This window comes from Agrobacterium pusense (assembly GCF_013285525.1).
Taxonomy (GTDB): Bacteria; Pseudomonadota; Alphaproteobacteria; order Rhizobiales; family Rhizobiaceae; genus Agrobacterium; species Agrobacterium pusense.
The window spans coordinates 1684218-1700308 of record NZ_CP053856.1; the positions used below are offsets into that span (position 1 = coordinate 1684218).

A 16091-nucleotide genomic window follows, 5' to 3' on the forward strand; every position below is an offset into this window, starting at 1 on the left:
CGCCTCCCGGCTTGCCGCTTTCCTTACAATAGGTTAATGAAGCTCGACGGGACACTGCCTGCTTCGCTCGACGCGGGGGTATCGAAAGACAGGCATAACGAAGGCGGCAACATGCGAAATTCGGGCAAATTCCGCGGAAGAAGGACACTTCTTCTGTCTTCCACCGTGGGTCTGGCACTGGCATTGAGCGCATGCACCAGCGTCGAATATACCGCAAAGGATGGGCCAAACGGCCCTAAAATAGCAACGGTCAACCCCGCGACCACTCCTGCGTCGACATCCGCGCAGCCGGCAGCGACCGAGGCCGCAGCAGCAACCCCGACAGCTGCATCGGTTCAGACCGCCGAAACCGCAGCCTCTTCTCAGGCAGCAGCACTTCCCACAGCCGTCGCCGTCAAGGGCGGACGCGTGGCGCTGCCGCCGGCTTCCGAAATAGCTGCCGCCGCTGCGATCACTGCCCAGATGCAGCCGCAGCAGACGGAGGTCGCCCAAGCCGCCGTGGCGGCATCTGCACCCACCGCGGCCGCAGCACTCGCACCGGCAAGCGCCGCTCCCGCGGCGGCAGCCATCGAAACGGCGGCTGCGGCGGCCAAACCTGCCTCCCATAATGCCGCGGCCGATCTGCCGCAGGTGGTTGCCGTCAAGGGCAGCTTCCCGCCGGCACCGCCGCCGCCCGGCTCACCCTCCATCGGCACCGAACTGACGGCCGAACGCAAAGTCATTCCGCTGCCCAAGCCGGACAGCACCGTTCTCGCCTATGCCGCCGGGCCGACCAACGCCGCCCTTGCCGCCATCCGGCAGAATGAAGCGATGACTGCGCCGCTTAATACGCCACCTGCCGGACGCGAAAAACTGAGCGGGCTGATTTCCAAATACGCCAGCATGTATGATGTACCGGAAGACTTGGTTCATCGCGTGGTGCAGCGCGAAAGCCGGTATAATCCCGGCGCCTATAACAGCGGTAACTTCGGCCTGATGCAGATCAGGCACGCTACGGCACGCTCCATGGGCTTCGATGGCCCCGCCTCGGGCCTGTTCGACGCCGAAACCAATCTCAAATACGCCGTCAAATATTTACGCGGCGCATGGGTGGTGGCGGGCAACGACCGCGACAACGCCGTCAGGCTTTACGCGCGCGGTTATTATTACGATGCAAAACGCAAGGGCATGCTGCACGTTCTGCGCAAGTGATCGCCTCTGGCGTCGCTCTGAGCGCGGTGCAGCCGTTTGTCCTTGAGCGTCGGGCATTTTCCTTTCGCCATCCCTGGTTTTGTCCCAAGGATTTGAAAACCTCGCAAATATCAGGACGTGCAGATCCTCGGGACGAGCCCGAGGCGACGTATCCGTAGCGGCGCCAGTTGCCTCCCAATCCGTCGCTGGGGCGGTTCTTTGTGTCCCGCAGTGCCGGCCGTCTGGTTTTCCAGCGTCTCCATCATTCCCCACCTTCGCCCACAGCCCCTGTCATCAAACTGTAGCGTCACGGCTGTAGACGCCTCTCAATCGACTGAGAGGTGAACAAATGACGAGTGCGGCACCCAAGACCGGCTTCAGCAAGAACACGAAACTGAAGTCCGCATTGCTCCAGCACAAGGCTCTCTCGAAAAGCGGCCTCTCCGAACGGTTCTTCGGCGTTCTTTTCTCCGGCCTCGTCTATCCGCAAATCTGGGAAGATCCCGAGATCGACATGGAGGCGATGGAGCTGGGCGAAGGTCACCGTATCGTCACCATCGGTTCCGGCGGCTGCAACATGCTGGCATATCTCTCGCGCAACCCGGCCAGCATCGACGTGGTTGACCTCAATCCGCATCACATTGCGCTGAACAAGCTGAAGCTCGCCGCCTTCCGCCATCTGCCCGCCCATCAGGACGTGGTGCGTCACTTCGGCCGCGCCAATATGCGCAGCAATAGCCACGGTTACGATCGCTTCATCGCCGACCATCTTGATGCCACGACCAAGGCTTACTGGTCGAAGCGCACGCTTTCCGGCCGTCGTCGCATTTCGGTGTTTGACAGGAACATCTATCACACCGGCCTGCTCGGACGCTTCATCGGCGCAGGCCATCTCATGGCCAGGCTGCACGGTGTGAAGCTCACCGAAATGGCCAGGACCCGGACGCTCGAAGAACAGCGCCAGTTTTTCGACAGCAAGGTCGCGCCGCTCTTCGACAAGAAGGTGGTCCGCTGGTTGACGAAACGCAAAAGCTCCCTCTTCGGTCTCGGCATACCGCCCCGCCAATATGACGAACTGGCAAGCCTTTCCGATGACGGCACGGTTGCCTCGGTTCTGAAGCAGCGGCTGGAAAAACTCGCCTGCAACTTTCCGCTGAGCGACAATTATTTTGCCTGGCAGGCCTTTGCACGCCGTTATCCGGAGCCGCATGAAGGCTCTTTGCCCGCCTATCTCAAGTCGGAATATTACGAGACAATCCGCAACAATACGGCGCGCGTCGCCGTGCATCACGCCACCTACACCGAGCTTCTCTCCAAAAAGCCGGCAAGCGCCGTCGACCGCTATATCCTCCTGGACGCGCAGGACTGGATGACGGATGTGCAGCTCAACGAATTGTGGTCGCAGATCAGCCGCACCGCCGCATCGGGCGCCCGCGTCATCTTCCGCACCGCAGCCGAAAAGAGCGTGATCGAAGGCCGGCTTTCCCCCGATATCCGCAATCAGTGGGTCTATCTGGAAGAGCGCTCCAGCGAGCTCAACGCCTTGGACCGCTCGGCCATTTATGGCGGTTTCCATATTTACCAGAGGGCTATGGCATGAAAACCGTCGGTGAGAATGTAAGTCTTGCAGATAGTGCACATGCGAGCCTGATGGACCGCATGTATCGCCACCAGCGACATATCTACGATATCACCCGCAAATATTACCTTCTTGGCCGCGACCGGACCATTTCCGGCCTGAACGTACCAAAGGGCGGCACGCTCCTGGAAGTCGGCTGCGGCACCGGTCGCAACCTGCTGCTGGCCGGCCGCAGGTTTCCTGACGCCAAACTATTCGGCCTCGACATCTCCGCCGAAATGCTGCTGACCGCAGCCGAGAATTTCGCCGGCAGGGCGGAACGCCCGATTTTGCGCGTGGCCGACGCCACCGCTTTCCGCCCCTCCGAGTTCGGTCAGCCCGACGGGTTCGACCGGGTCATGATTCCGTATGCGCTGTCGATGATACCGGACTGGGAAAAGGCAGTGGAACAGGCGCTCAAGGCGCTGAAACCCGGTGGCGCGCTGCATATTGTCGATTTCGGCCAGCAGGAACAGCTGCCGAAGTGGTTCCGCACGCTCCTGCACGGCTGGCTCACGCGCTTCCATGTTACGCCCCGCGCCAATCTTCGCTATGTTCTGGCCAATATGGCAGGCCGTTTTGATGGCAACCTCGAATTTGAGGAAATCGCCCGTGGTTACGCCTGGCGGGCTGTCATTACCCTTCCGGTCACTGAAGCGCAGCAACCGAAAATCCACCGCATCCTGGCCGACGCCTGATTGCAGAAGGCATAGGGACCCCGCGCGCGCCGAGAGGCGTCACCGTCAAGGCTCCTGCAGCGCCTTATTGGGCGATGAATGCGCAAATCGCTTCAAATCCAGCGACTGTCGGGTGCAAAAAGCACGTTGCCACTTGCCATATCAGTTTGTTTACCATGTTATGCGTAAATCGGGAGATACGGCGCGCCGTTTTGGCGGCCGTATAGGGGCAATATTTTCATCAGGGTTCCAATGCGGCTGCGTTTATCGGCACTATTGTCGGCTTTGCTATTGATCGGCGGCTGCACCTCCACGAGTTACGATCTGCTCGAAACCGCGTCCGTATCCAAGCCAAAATTTTCCGATACCGACCCTCAGGATTTCGGCGTCAACAACCCGCACCGCCATGAGGTGCACGGCATCGACGTGTCCAAATGGAATGGCGATGTCGACTGGCAGACCGTGCGCAAGTCGGGCGTGTCATTCGTCTTCATCAAGGCAACGGAGGGGTCGGATCGAATCGATCCGAAATTCGGCGACCATTGGCGCAGCGCCGCAGCCGCGAATATTCTGCATGCGCCTTACCACTTCTATTATTTCTGCTCGACGGCAGACGCGCAGGCCGACTGGTTCATTCGCAACGTACCGAAGGACGCCGTTACTTTGCCACCGGTTCTCGACGTGGAGTGGAACCCTGCCTCCCCCACCTGCAAGACGCGCCCGGCTCCCGGCATCGTACGCGCCGAAATGCAGCGCTTCCTCGACCGCATCGAAGCCCATTACGGCAAACGTCCGATTATCTATACCTCGGTTGATTTCCACCGCGACAATCTCGTCGGCCAGTTCAAGGACTATCATTTCTGGGTGCGGTCCGTCGCCGCGCATCCGACCAAGATCTATGAAGACCGGCAATGGGCCTTCTGGCAATACACTGCAACAGGCGTCGTACCCGGCGTAAATGGCCCGACCGACATCAATGTCTTTGCCGGAAGCGAGAAAAACTGGCGGAAATGGATCGCTTCGGCCAAATAGAACGGCCAAGAAGCAACACTTTCCAAAATTCGGCGTTGTTCAACCACGTCAGATCGCCCGATCCGTTTTTTTGTCGCAAACATATGGGTAAAGCGGGCTAACAACCTATCGAGGAAATTCCCATGCCCACGTTCCGGTCGCGCAGCATCATCTTTGCCGCCGCTCTGTCTCTTTTGTCTTCCAGCGCAGCCCTCGCCACGCCACCGGTTGCATCGCCTGACGATCCCAAGCAGGTCGCCTGTGGTGGTGATCTCGGTACGTTTCTTGAAGGCGTCAAGGCCGATGCGCTCGCCAAGGGCATTCCGGCAGATGCGATCCAGAAGGCATTGGCGGGCGCACAGATCGACCAGAAGGTGCTATCGCGTGACCGCGCGCAGGGCGTTTTCCGCCAGACCTTCCTCGAATTCTCGCAGCGCACCGTCAGCCAGGCCCGCCTTGATATCGGCCGCAGGAAGCTGCAGGAGCTCTCCTCCACCTTCGCCCGCGCCGAAAACGAGTTCGGCGTGCCCGCTGGCGTCATTGCCGCCTTCTGGGCCATGGAGACCGATTTTGGCGCCGTTCAGGGCGATTTCAACACCCGCAACGCGCTGGTAACCCTGTCGCATGATTGCCGCCGCCCGGAGCTCTTCCGCCCGCAGCTGCTCGCGCTGATCGAAATGGTTCAGCATGGCGATCTCGATCCTGCCACCAATACGGGCGCATGGGCCGGCGAAATCGGCCAGGTACAGATGCTGCCGAAGGATATCATCGCCTTCGGCGTCGATGGTGATGGTGACGGCCACATCAACGTCAAGAGCAGTGCGCCCGATGCCATTCTGACGGCTGCAAAATTCATCCAGCACCTCGGCTTCAAAAAGGGCGAACCCTGGATTCAGGAAGTTTCCCTGCCCGAGAACCTGCCCTGGGAAAAATCTGGCCTTGGCGGCCCGCTGACCGCCGGCGAATGGTTTGCGCTTGGCGTCACCCCGCGCGATGGCAACAAGAACTTCGCCTCCCTTCCCGCCGCACTCATCATGCCGCAGGGCCGCAAGGGTCCGACTTTCCTCACCTATCCGAACTTCAACATCTATCTGGAATGGAACCAGTCGTTCATCTACACGACCTCGGCTGCCTATTTCGCTACCCGCCTGATGGGCGGCCCGGTCTATGACAAGGGCAACCCAGATCCCGGCTTTGATGACGCCACCATGAAGCAGCTTCAGACCAAGCTCGAAGCACGCGGCCACAATGTCGGCAAGGTGGATGGAATTCTCGGTTCTGGCACCCGCGTCGCCATCCAGAAGGAACAGCAGCGCCTCGGCATGCCGGCAGACGGCTGGCCTACGGCAGCTCTTCTCCAGGCGCTTTAACCTGTCTTAACGCTGCTCTCCGACCCTTAATCTGTCGGCCGGAATCAAGGCGGAAATCGTTAATCTCGACCGGATGACTGGGGATAAAACCCCGGTCATTTACTTTTTTTAAACACATGAAGCACTGCGGGATAAGAAAATAACCATTCATTTTCAGATAATTACGGAAATTCCTTTTTTGAGGCCCTGAAAGACGTGCTGCACCGCATCACAAAAACCGCTTTTCAACTGCCACAAAACGGTCATATTATCGAAGCTGTCAACAAGAGGAGGCACCCATGGGACTTACAAAATCTCTCAATGCCTTGGCAGTCGGTTTGGCGTTTTTGTTCGTAGCGATGATGCTTTTCATCTGACGAGACGTGAAGACCAAACGCAGTGAAGAACCGTAGATGACACGAATTTAAAAAGCGCAGGCCCCGAGGGACCTGCGCTTTTTTCTGTCCGAAAATAGACTGGCTGAAATCACGCGGCGCTGCGGCGCAGACGCTCCAGGCCCAGATTTTCAAGCACGGCATCAACCAGCGGCGCGCGGTTCATGGTATAGAGGTGGAACTCACTGACGCCGCGCCGCTGGAGATCGGCGATCTGCTCGGCCGCAACCTCTGCAGCCACGCGGGCGCGGCCCTCCAGATCCTCGTCATAGCCTTCAAAACGCTCATCCAGAAACGCAGGAATGCTTGTGCCGCAACGTCCGGCGAAACGCTTGAGCTGGGTGAGATTCTGGATCGGCATGATGCCTGGAACCACCGGAATGGTGATCCCCGCCGCCGTAACCCGTTCGATGTAACGTTCGAACACGTCATTATCGAAGAAGAACTGCGTCAGCGCCCGGGTAGCGCCATTATCCGCCTTACGCTTCAGCATGTCGATATCAACAGCTTCACTTGCGCTTTCCGGATGCTTTTCAGGATAGGCGGAGACGGAAATCTCAAAGTCGCCCAGCTCCTTGAGGCCCTTTACCAGCGCTGCGGCGTTCTCGTAACCCTGCGGATGCGGCTGGTAAGCCGTGCCGATACCGGTGGAGGGATCACCGCGCAGCGCCACGAAATGACGAACGCCCGCATTACGGAACTCGTCGACGACCTGGTGCACCTCATCGCGGCTCGCGTCCACGCAGGTCAGATGTGCGGCCGTCGCCAGGTGGCTGTCACCGATCATCCGGCGCACCGCGTCCAGCGTCGGCGCCTTGGTGGAACCACCGGCACCGTAGGTGACGGAGACGAAATCCGGGTTCCACTTCTTGAGCTCGGCAACCGTTTCCCATAGCTGGGTTTCCATCTCGGCGTTCTTGGGCGGGAAAAATTCGAAAGACAACCGGATGTCGCCATCACGGCGTGCGGTTTCCGACCTCAACATATCATGCCCTCCCGGAGCGAAGTAAAACCGCCTCTTGCGCCACATCGTCTGCCATCAGCAGCCGCTGGTCGCGGGCAACCCAGATCGTGACGTCCAGAGCTTCGTCGGACGCCTTTTCAGAATGCAGATCGACGGCGCGCTCCAGAGAAAGCCCGGCCTTCTTCATCCACTCTTCCATCAGCGGGTGCGAGAAGCCTAGCCGCACATGCGCGTGTTCGTCGCGCAGATATTCAAAGGAATGCGGCGCAAGATCGATGACGATCAACCGACCGCCCGGACGCAGCATACGCGCGGCTTCCGAAAGGGCGATCTCGGGCTGGTCGAGGAAATGCAGCACCTGATGGATGGCAATCAGATCGAAATCCTGTCCCTCGAGCGGCAGATTGAGAATATCGCCATGGCGCACAGAGGCGTTCACCACGCCCGCCTTGTCCAGATTGGCGCGTGCCACCGAAAGCATGTCGCGGCTCGCATCCACGCCGATGGCACGGCGATAAATGCCGCTCAGAAGCTGCAGGATACGGCCGGTGCCCGTGCCGAGATCGAGCAGCGAATCGACGGGCGTGGTGCCCACCAGCTTCAGCAGCGCGCCTTCCACGGCTTCGTCGCTGACATGCAGGCGACGCAGTTCGTCCCAGGCGGACGCATTACGGCTGAAATAATCCTGCGCCCGCTCCGCCCTCACCCGCTTGACGGCGGCCAGTCGCTCACTGTCACGCTGAAGAACCGCGTCGGAAGGCGAGGCCGCTGCAAGCAACTGCCGAACGACACCCGCAGGCTCGCCATCCTGCCGCAAGCGAAAATAGGCCCACGCACCTTCCTGATAACGCTCGATCAGCCCCTCTTCCGTCAAAAGCTTGAGGTGACGGGAGATACGCGGCTGCGACTGGCCAAGGATTTCGGTAAGGTCGGTCACCGTCAGATCGCCGGCCGAAAGAAGCGCCAGCAACCGGAAGCGCGTCGGCTCACCCGCCGCCTTCAGGAGATCCACCAATTTGTCCAGACCGAACGCCACTCTGCCGCGCCTCGCAAGCTAATCAAGATATAAAGATATCTTTATGTCGATGCGGCGCGAGATGCAAGCGCAAAGTGCCGCGCGAGACGATCATCTCCACTTATTACACGGAGAAAGGCCCGCTTTGCGGCGGGCCTTTTTGAAGTGATGACAAACGGATCAGCGTGTCAGACGCTTGTAGCTCACGCGGCCGGGCTTGATGCTTTCCGGGCCGAGGCGACGGACCTTGTCCTTTTCGTAGTCTTCAAAGTTGCCTTCGAACCATTCCACGTGGCTGTCACCCTCGAAAGCGAGAATGTGGGTCGCGAGGCGGTCCAGGAACATGCGGTCGTGGCTGATGATAACGGCGCAGCCGGCGAAGGCTTCCAGAGCTTCTTCAAGTGCCGCCAGCGTTTCCGTATCAAGGTCGTTGGTCGGTTCGTCGAGCAGCAGTACGTTGCCGCCCGCCTTCAGCATCTTGGCAAGGTGCACGCGGTTGCGCTGACCACCCGAGAGGTTGCCGACCTTCTGTTGCTGATCGCCGCCCTTGAAGTTGAAGGCGCCGCAATAGGCGCGCGAGTTCACTTCGAACTTGCCGAGCTTGATGATGTCGTTGCCGCCGGAGATTTCTTCCCACACGGTCTTGTCACCCGCCAGCGCGTCACGGCTCTGGTCGACGTAACCGAGCTGAACGGTGTCACCAACAGTCACCGAGCCGCTATCAGGCTTTTCCTGACCGGTGATCATTTTGAACAACGTCGTCTTACCGGCGCCGTTCGGGCCGATGACGCCCACAATACCGCCCGGGGGCAGCTTGAAGGACAGGTTCTCAATCAGCACGCGGTCGCCATAGGATTTGGTGAGGTTCTCAGCCTCGATGACGACGCGGCCCAGACGCTCGGCGACCGGAATGACGATCTGCGCATCGCCGGGACGGCGGTTTTCCGCTGCTTCCACCAGCTCGTCATAGGCCTTGATACGCGCCTTGGACTTCGTCTGGCGGGCCTTGGGGCTGGAGGCGATCCATTCCTGTTCGCGGCTGATGGCCTTCTGACGCGAAGCATCTTCGCGGGCTTCCTGCTGCATGCGCTTGGCTTTCGCCTGCAGATAAGCGGAGTAATTGCCCTCGTAAGGAATGCCGCGACCACGATCGAGCTCGAGAATCCAGCCCGTCACGTTGTCGAGGAAGTAGCGGTCGTGGGTGATCATCATCACGGCGCCGGGATAGTCGCGCAGGTGCTTTTCGAGCCAGGCGATGGTTTCAGCGTCCAGATGGTTGGTCGGTTCGTCGAGCAGCAGCAGGTCCGGCTGCGACAGCAGCAAACGGCACAGTGCCACGCGGCGGCGCTCACCACCCGAAAGGCCGGTCACCGGCGAATCGCCGGGCGGGCAGCGCAGGGCGTCCATGGCCATTTCGACCTGATTTTCGAGGTCCCACAGGTTCTGGCTGTCGATGATGTCCTGAAGCTTCGCGCCCTCTTCCGCCGTTTCGTCGGAATAGTTCATCATCAGCTCGTTGTAGCGGTCAACGATCGCCGTCTTGCTCGCCACGCCTTCCATGACGTTTTGCATCACGGTCTTGTTTTCGTCGAGCTTCGGCTCCTGCTCGAGATAACCGAGCGTCGCACCTTCAGCGAGCCAGGCCTCACCGGTATATTCCTTGTCAAGGCCGGCCATGATCTTGAGAACGGTCGACTTACCCGCGCCGTTCGGGCCGAGGATACCGATCTTGGCGTCAGGGTAGAAGGAGAGATGCACATTCTCCAGAACCTTCTTCGCGCCATAGGACTTGTTCAGCCCAGCCATGTGATAGATGAATTGACGTGCCATTGTAGCGAATGCTCCACATCGGATTTTTAAGAGTACGTATCGGGAAATTTGCCGCTATGTAGGGTAAATAGGACCTTGGGGCAACCTCTGGCACGATTATGACCCCATGATTATGACACGCTGCGCGATGAGACGACGGGTGCGACGATGAATGAGACGACCGATAACTTCGCATTCAGCCGGATTGAGAGGCTGGAAGCCCCTTCTGGCGCATCCATCGCCTTCCGTCATCAACCTTCCGCCCTTGCCGCCCGCGGCGTGCTGATGATCTGCCACGGCCTTGTGGAACATGCCGGCCGTTACCGCCGTTTTGCCGACGTCATGTCGCAGCAGGGTTTCGAGGTCTATGCCCACGACCATCGCGGCCACGGTCGCACGAAAGCAGCGGATGCGCCTCTTGGCCGCTTTGCCTGGAAGGATGGCGCGGACAAGGTCGTGGCCGACGTCATGGCGATGCGCCGGCTGGCCGGCGAGCGGCATCCCGGCCTGCCGGTGATCCTGTTCGGCCACTCCATGGGGGGCCTCGTGGCGCTCAATACCGCTGTCAGTTACCCCGACGCCTTCGATGGTCTGTCGATCTGGAATTCCAATCTCAATCCCGGTCTTATGGGCCGTTTCGCGCAGATTGTGTTGCGGCTGGAAAAAATGCTGAAAGGCTCGGATGTGCCGAGCGCCATCCTGCCGAAAGCCACTTTCCGCGCCTGGAACGCGAAAATGCCGGAAAAGCGCACCCATGCGGACTGGCTGAGCCACGACAAGGCGGCGGTGGACACCTATGTGGAAGACCCGCTCTGCCAGTTCGAGGCGAGCGTTTCCCTCTGGCAGGATGTCTTTGCACTCTCCTATCGCGGCCCGAAACTTATCGAGCGTCTGCCGAAGGCTTTGCCGCTTTTGCTGGTGAGCGGTGATGAGGACGCCGCGACCAACGACGGCAGGGAGATCGTGTGGCTTGCCGAACGTTTCCGGGAGGCGGGCTTCAGCCGTGTCGAGCACACGATTTACAAGGGCATGCGGCACGAGACGCTGAACGAAATCGGCTGGCAGGCCGTCGCGGCGGATTTTGCCGCCTGGTGCGGCCGCGTCGTGGATGACAGTAAAACGCCTTCCCCGTCATTCCGGCCTTGAGCCGGAATGACGGAATTAGGGGACTCTCAAAATACCGAATGTCGAAGCTGCCGTATCAGCCCCAGTTTAGTGCCGTTCCAAAACGGAATAAGTCCATGAGATAAAATCACATGCGACGCGGCAAGCAGCGGTCTATAAACCGGCAGACACCAAGTACCGGGGGATAGATGACCGACAAGCCGAACAGGAAACCGCCGCTATCGGGCATCCGCGTCATCGAATTGGCGCGTGTTCTCGCCGGTCCCTGGGCGGGGCAGATGCTGGCCGATATGGGCGCAGACGTTATCAAGGTCGAAAACCCCGAAGGCGGCGATGATACACGCGCATGGGGACCGCCCTTCGTTGAGAGCAATGACGGAGAAAACCTCTCCGCCGCCTATTACCACGCCACCAATCGCGGCAAACGCTCCATCGTCGCCGATCTCAAAACACCCGAGGGCTGCGAACTGGTGCGCCGGCTGGTGCGCACCGCCGATGTCGTCATCGAGAATTTCAAGCGCGGCGGACTTGCAAAATATGGCCTCGATTACGAAAGCCTCAGGGCGCTCAATCCGAAGCTGATCTATTGCTCGATCACCGGCTTCGGCCAGACCGGGCCCTATGCCGATCTCGCCGGATACGATTATATCGTGCAGGGCATGTCCGGCTTCATGTCGATTACGGGCGAAGCCGACGGACAGCCGATGAAGGCGGGCGTGGCGGTTGCCGATATCTTCACCGGCATCTATTCCGTATCAGCCATTCAGGCGGCCCTGATCCACGCCATTCGATCTGGCGAAGGCCAGCATATCGACATGGCGCTTCTCGATGTGCAATCGGCCGTTCTCGCCAACCAGAACATGAATTACCTGATCTCCGGCAGGCCTCCCGTCCGGCTCGGCAACGCCCACCCGAATATCTCCCCCTATGAGGTGGTGCCAACGGCCGACGGCTTCCTGATCCTCGCGGTCGGCAATGACGGTCAGTTCCGCCGCCTCTGCAATATCCTCGGCATCGGCGCGATCGCCGATGACGAGCGATACGCGACAAACAAGGCCCGCGTGGCGCATAAGGTCGAGGTGCGGCAGATCGTTTCCACGGAGACGCTGAAATGGCAGAAGCGCGATCTTCTGACCGCCTGCGAGAAGAACGCCGTTCCCGCCGGACCGATCAATTCCATCGAGGAAATGTTCGCGGATCCGCAGGTGAAGGCACGCGGCCTCCGTATCGATCTGGAGGCGGAAGACGGCACTGTCATCCCCGGTGTCCGCACACCCATTATCATGTCTCAGACGCCGCTGCGTTATGAACGCCCGAGCCCTAAGCTCGGCGAACATCAGGCGCAGGTGCTGGCCGAACTGGAAAACATCGAAAGGACCACGACGCCATGACTGCAGCCGGAATGAAAAGAACAGGCGGGCAATTGATCGTCGAAGCGCTGAAGGCCAATGGTGTCTCCCGCGTTTCCTGCGTTCCGGGCGAAAGCTATCTGGCCGTTCTGGATGCGCTTTATGAAAGCGGCATCGAAACCGTGGTCTGCCGTCAGGAAGGCGGCGCAGCCATGATGGCCGATACCTGGGGGCGGCTGACGGGCGAGCCTGGCATCTGCATGGTGACCCGTGGCCCCGGTGCCACAAATGCTTCGGCCGGCCTGCACATTGCAAGGCAGGATTCCATTCCGATGATCCTGTTCATCGGTCAGGTGCAGCGGGATGCCCGCGAGCGCGAGGCCTTTCAGGAAGTGGAATATCGCCGCGCCTTTACCGAATTCGCAAAATGGGTGGGCGAGATCGATGATGCCCGCCGCATTCCCGAATTCGTTACCCGCGCTTTTGCCGTCGCCACTTCCGGCCGCCCCGGCCCCGTGGTGCTGACGCTGCCCGAAGACATGCTGGTGGAAGAGGTCGAAGCTCCCGAGGCAAAGCCCTATACGCCCGTCGAGGCACATCCAGGCCTGTCGCAAATGGCCGCCTTCGCCAAAATGCTGGGCGAGGCAAAACGCCCGGTCTTCATCGCCGGCGGCACCCGCTGGTCCGAGGAAAGCGTCACGGGCTTCAAGGCTTTTGCGGAAAAGCACAAACTTCCCGTGGGCTGTTCATTCCGCCGCCAGATGCTGTTTGATCATCTGAGCCCCTCCTACGCAGGCGATGTCGGCATCGGCATCAACCCGGCACTGGCCAGGGAAATCAAGGAAGCCGACCTCGTGGTGCTGCTCGGTGGCCGCCTCTCCGAAATGCCCTCCTCCGGTTATACGCTGCTCGATATTCCCTACCCGTCGCAGAAGCTCATCCATATCTATCCGGAGGCGGAAGAGCTTGGCCGCGTCTATCGGCCGGACCTCGCTATCTGCGCCTCCCCGAACGATTTCGTTGCCGCCCTTGCCTCCATCGATCTTGCCGGCAATGCCGCCTGGGCCGATCGCACGGCCTCAATGCATGAGGCCTATCTCAAATGGTCAACGCCGCCGCAGACAGGCCCCGGCGCCGTGCAGATGGGTCCGATCATGGACTGGATCGAGGCGAACGTTGCTGAAGACGCCATCTTCACCAATGGCGCCGGCAATTACGCCACCTGGCTGCACCGCTTCCACCGCTTCCGCCGCTTCAACACGCAATCGGCCCCGACATCAGGCTCCATGGGTTACGGCCTGCCGGCGGCGGTGGCCGCCAAGCACCTGTTCCCGGAGCGCGAGGTGATCTGCTTTGCCGGTGACGGCTGCTTCATGATGCACGGGCAGGAATTCATCACCGCCGTGCGTTACGGGCTGCCAATCATCACCGTGCTGGTCAATAACGGCACCTATGGCACGATCCGCATGCATCAGGAGCGGGAATATCCCGGTCGTGTCAGCGGCACCGATCTCGTCAATCCGGATTTCAACGCCTTTGCCAAAGCCTATGGCGGACACGGCGAAACGGTGGAAAGAACGCAAGACTTCGCCGCCGCCTTCGAACGGGCACGGGCAAGCCGCAAACCGGCGATCATCGAGGTGAAGCTGGATGCGGAAGCGATCACGCCGACGCGTACCCTGACGCAGATCAGAACCCGAAGCTGATAACGCGCATGGACATGGCTTCGGCATGGTGTAAATCCTGACTGTGACTCACAGCTTAGGAAACGCCATGCCGGTTACAGCCCCTCCCGTCATCACCCCACGCGGCGCGAAGATCGAGCCCTCGGCCGGCGCGCCTTTCGAGGCAGTGCGCGTGGCCCGCGATGTGCTGCACACGTCCCGCACGGCAGCACTTGCGACGCTCGATCCCGTCAGCGGTTATCCCTATACAACCGCGACCAATATCGGCATCGAGCCGGATGGCACGCCGTTCTTCTTCGCGGCCGGGCTGACGCTGCACGCCCGCAACATGGAAAGCGATTCGCGTATCTCGCTGACACTCGCCCCTTTCGGCAAGGGTGACGCGCTGACGCTGCCGCGCCTCACACTGGTGGGCAGGGCGGAACAAATCAGCCCGGATGAAGTGCCGATCGCCATCGCGCGCTACATTGCCCGCTACCCCAAAGCGAAACTTTATCTCTCCCTTCCCGACACAAGGCTTTACCGGCTGCGGACGGAAGGCGTGCAGATTAATGGCGGCCCGGCCCGCAACGCCAGCAATATCATCCCCGCCGATCTGCGCACCGATCTGTCAGGCGCAGAAGAACTGATGGCGGCGGCGGAAAGCGAAGCGACCCGCCTTAACGCCATCAAGGGCGAAGCAGCTCGGCTCGCCGTTCTAGCTGGCGCAAAGGCTGGCCGCTGGACGATCACCTCCATCGATCCGGATGGTATCGATTTCGCCTCGGCAAATGATCTGGCGCGACTATGGTTTGCGGAGCGGGTGGAGACGTTGAAGCAGTTTGAGAAGGCGCTTGCTTCGCCGGTGAGGTGACGGACGCAAGCGATTCAAAAAACATGAAAATTGCTTCTACTTGGCATTTTGTGGCCATGTCGCCGCGCCGCGCCGTCACCCCGGACTAGATCCGGGGTCCAGCGCGATCAAGTCCTTGATCGCGAAAGACTCTTTTCACGGCGCAGACGCGCCGTGGCTGGATGCCGGGTCAAGCCCGGCATGATGGGGCGAGTTTTTGACCCCATCCCATCAAAAAAGGCCCGACCGCATTCCGCGACCCGGCCTTTTCTTAAAGATCAGACTGATGCTCAGAGAGCAGCGGTGACGATGAATTCAACCTTGTAATCCGGCGTTGCCAGCGCGGCTTCGCTGGTGGCGCGGGCCGGCGGGTTTGCCGGGTCGATCCAGCCTTCCCAGACAGTGTTCATTTCGCCGAAGGTGGACATGTCGGAGAGGTAGATGATGGTCTGCAGGATCTTCGACTTGTCGGAACCGGCAGCGGCCAGCAGGCGGTCGACTTCAGCGAGAGCCGACTTGCTCTGTTCCGTCACGCTCGTACCTTCGCCAACCTGGCCGGCCAGATAAACGGTGTTGCCGTGAACGACGGCGCCGCTCATGCGCTTGCCCGGCTCGATACGCTTGATGGTCATGGAAAACTCCTGTTGATTGGCACTTGAAAAATAGACTGACGCGCGAAAAATCAGCCGCGCAGGTGATGGGTCTTTTCGTAGATCGCCGTGGAGCGCGCGCCGGAACGGCAATAGCCGAGCATCGGGCGCTGCAATTCATCGAGCGCATCCACCATGCCGGCAACGGCATCGGCGTCGACACCGTAGCGGCCGACCGGCACATGCATGATCGTCAGGCCAAGCTGCTCTGCACGCTCGGCAATATCGGCAAAAAGCGGCTGACTGTCTTCTTCGCCGTCCGGGCGGTGGCAGACGATCGACTTGAAGCCGAGTGCCTTAATCTCATCCAGATCGGCGACGCTGATCTGTCCAGTTACCGAATATTCGTCGTCTATGCGCCTGATATCCATGTCATGCCTCCTGAAACCGGCGTCCGCGCCGCTGGCCGTCATCCTTGAAATCCGCCTCCGATGTAAGCGGT

Annotated in this window: 14 protein-coding genes; 9 read left to right on the top strand and 5 right to left on the bottom strand. The window is 60.2% G+C overall.

The window, feature by feature from the left end; genetic code table 11:
* Positions 1 to 111 precede the first annotated feature (111 nt).
* The 5 genes from HQN82_RS08330 to HQN82_RS08350 all read left to right on the top strand — a co-directional run bounded on the left by HQN82_RS08330 (position 112) and on the right by HQN82_RS08350 (position 5846).
* Positions 112 to 1191 (top strand): lytic transglycosylase domain-containing protein, encoded by a 1080-nt coding sequence (locus HQN82_RS08330; RefSeq protein ID WP_137069276.1) that lies wholly within the window; start codon positions 112 to 114, stop codon positions 1189 to 1191.
* Between the two features lie 328 nt (positions 1192 to 1519).
* On the top strand, positions 1520 to 2770 hold the full coding sequence (locus HQN82_RS08335; RefSeq protein ID WP_173614748.1) for a BtaA family protein: 1251 nt from the start codon (positions 1520 to 1522) through the stop codon (positions 2768 to 2770).
* Positions 2767 to 3486 (top strand): class I SAM-dependent methyltransferase, encoded by a 720-nt coding sequence (locus HQN82_RS08340; protein ID WP_022556612.1) that lies wholly within the window; start codon positions 2767 to 2769, stop codon positions 3484 to 3486. The genes HQN82_RS08335 and HQN82_RS08340 overlap by 4 nt, the downstream gene beginning before the upstream one ends.
* 231 nt (positions 3487 to 3717) lie before the next feature.
* Positions 3718 to 4497 (top strand): glycoside hydrolase family 25 protein, encoded by a 780-nt coding sequence (locus HQN82_RS08345; RefSeq protein ID WP_004442823.1) that lies wholly within the window; start codon positions 3718 to 3720, stop codon positions 4495 to 4497.
* Between the two features lie 122 nt (positions 4498 to 4619).
* The gene (locus tag HQN82_RS08350) at positions 4620 to 5846 is read left to right on the top strand and encodes a lytic murein transglycosylase (RefSeq protein ID WP_045531946.1); all 1227 of its coding nucleotides are present in this window, start codon (positions 4620 to 4622) and stop codon (positions 5844 to 5846) included.
* Between the two features lie 465 nt (positions 5847 to 6311).
* Here HQN82_RS08350 and metF read toward each other — a convergent pair whose 3' ends face one another.
* The 3 genes from metF to ettA form a co-directional block, all read right to left on the bottom strand.
* Positions 6312 to 7205 (bottom strand): methylenetetrahydrofolate reductase [NAD(P)H], encoded by an 894-nt coding sequence (gene metF / locus HQN82_RS08355; protein ID WP_173614749.1) that lies wholly within the window; start codon positions 7203 to 7205, stop codon positions 6312 to 6314.
* A gap of 1 nt (position 7206) precedes the next feature.
* Positions 7207 to 8220 carry an ArsR/SmtB family transcription factor gene (locus HQN82_RS08360; RefSeq protein WP_173614750.1) on the bottom strand — a complete coding sequence of 338 codons (1014 nt, stop codon included), beginning with the start codon at positions 8218 to 8220 and terminating at the stop codon, positions 7207 to 7209.
* 159 nt (positions 8221 to 8379) lie between these two features.
* Complete coding sequence (ettA, locus tag HQN82_RS08365; protein WP_004442830.1) at positions 8380 to 10029, bottom strand: energy-dependent translational throttle protein EttA; 1650 nt, start codon at positions 10027 to 10029, stop codon at positions 8380 to 8382.
* A gap of 147 nt (positions 10030 to 10176) precedes the next feature.
* Between ettA and HQN82_RS08370 the strand changes: the two genes are divergently transcribed.
* From HQN82_RS08370 to HQN82_RS08385, 4 genes are all read left to right on the top strand, one after another.
* Positions 10177 to 11154, top strand: a complete 978-nt coding sequence (locus HQN82_RS08370) for an alpha/beta fold hydrolase (protein ID WP_173614751.1) — start codon at positions 10177 to 10179, stop codon at positions 11152 to 11154.
* Positions 11155 to 11321: 167 nt separating this feature from the next.
* Positions 11322 to 12524, top strand: coding sequence for a succinate--glutarate CoA-transferase (gene caiB / locus HQN82_RS08375; protein WP_004442833.1), 1203 nt, complete (start codon positions 11322 to 11324; stop codon positions 12522 to 12524).
* Positions 12521 to 14188, top strand: a complete 1668-nt coding sequence (locus HQN82_RS08380) for a thiamine pyrophosphate-binding protein (RefSeq protein ID WP_162699398.1) — start codon at positions 12521 to 12523, stop codon at positions 14186 to 14188. Before caiB ends, HQN82_RS08380 begins: the two co-directional genes overlap by 4 nt.
* 67 nt (positions 14189 to 14255) lie before the next feature.
* Positions 14256 to 15020, top strand: a complete 765-nt coding sequence (locus tag HQN82_RS08385) for a HugZ family pyridoxamine 5'-phosphate oxidase (protein WP_112766575.1) — start codon at positions 14256 to 14258, stop codon at positions 15018 to 15020.
* A 269-nt stretch (positions 15021 to 15289) separates the two neighbouring features.
* Here the strand turns inward: HQN82_RS08385 and HQN82_RS08390 are convergent, their stop codons facing one another.
* Positions 15290 to 15631 (bottom strand): RidA family protein, encoded by a 342-nt coding sequence (locus tag HQN82_RS08390; RefSeq protein ID WP_112766576.1) that lies wholly within the window; start codon positions 15629 to 15631, stop codon positions 15290 to 15292.
* Positions 15632 to 15681: 50 nt separating this feature from the next.
* Complete coding sequence (locus HQN82_RS08395) at positions 15682 to 16020, bottom strand: protein tyrosine phosphatase family protein (RefSeq protein ID WP_112766680.1); 339 nt, start codon at positions 16018 to 16020, stop codon at positions 15682 to 15684.
* Positions 16021 to 16091 lie beyond the last annotated feature (71 nt).

Coding starts and splice junctions, on each gene's coding strand:
- HQN82_RS08395 (WP_112766680.1), bottom strand. CDS start 16,020: ATGGATATCAGGCGCATAGACGACGAATATTCGGTAACTGGACAGATC.
- HQN82_RS08380 (WP_162699398.1), top strand. CDS start 12,521: ATGACTGCAGCCGGAATGAAAAGAACAGGCGGGCAATTGATCGTCGAA.
- HQN82_RS08350 (WP_045531946.1), top strand. CDS start 4,620: ATGCCCACGTTCCGGTCGCGCAGCATCATCTTTGCCGCCGCTCTGTCT.
- HQN82_RS08385 (WP_112766575.1), top strand. CDS start 14,256: ATGCCGGTTACAGCCCCTCCCGTCATCACCCCACGCGGCGCGAAGATC.
- metF (WP_173614749.1), bottom strand. CDS start 7,205: ATGTTGAGGTCGGAAACCGCACGCCGTGATGGCGACATCCGGTTGTCT.
- ettA (WP_004442830.1), bottom strand. CDS start 10,029: ATGGCACGTCAATTCATCTATCACATGGCTGGGCTGAACAAGTCCTAT.
- HQN82_RS08345 (WP_004442823.1), top strand. CDS start 3,718: ATGCGGCTGCGTTTATCGGCACTATTGTCGGCTTTGCTATTGATCGGC.
- caiB (WP_004442833.1), top strand. CDS start 11,322: ATGACCGACAAGCCGAACAGGAAACCGCCGCTATCGGGCATCCGCGTC.
- HQN82_RS08390 (WP_112766576.1), bottom strand. CDS start 15,631: ATGACCATCAAGCGTATCGAGCCGGGCAAGCGCATGAGCGGCGCCGTC.
- HQN82_RS08330 (WP_137069276.1), top strand. CDS start 112: ATGCGAAATTCGGGCAAATTCCGCGGAAGAAGGACACTTCTTCTGTCT.
- HQN82_RS08370 (WP_173614751.1), top strand. CDS start 10,177: ATGAATGAGACGACCGATAACTTCGCATTCAGCCGGATTGAGAGGCTG.
- HQN82_RS08340 (WP_022556612.1), top strand. CDS start 2,767: ATGAAAACCGTCGGTGAGAATGTAAGTCTTGCAGATAGTGCACATGCG.
- HQN82_RS08335 (WP_173614748.1), top strand. CDS start 1,520: ATGACGAGTGCGGCACCCAAGACCGGCTTCAGCAAGAACACGAAACTG.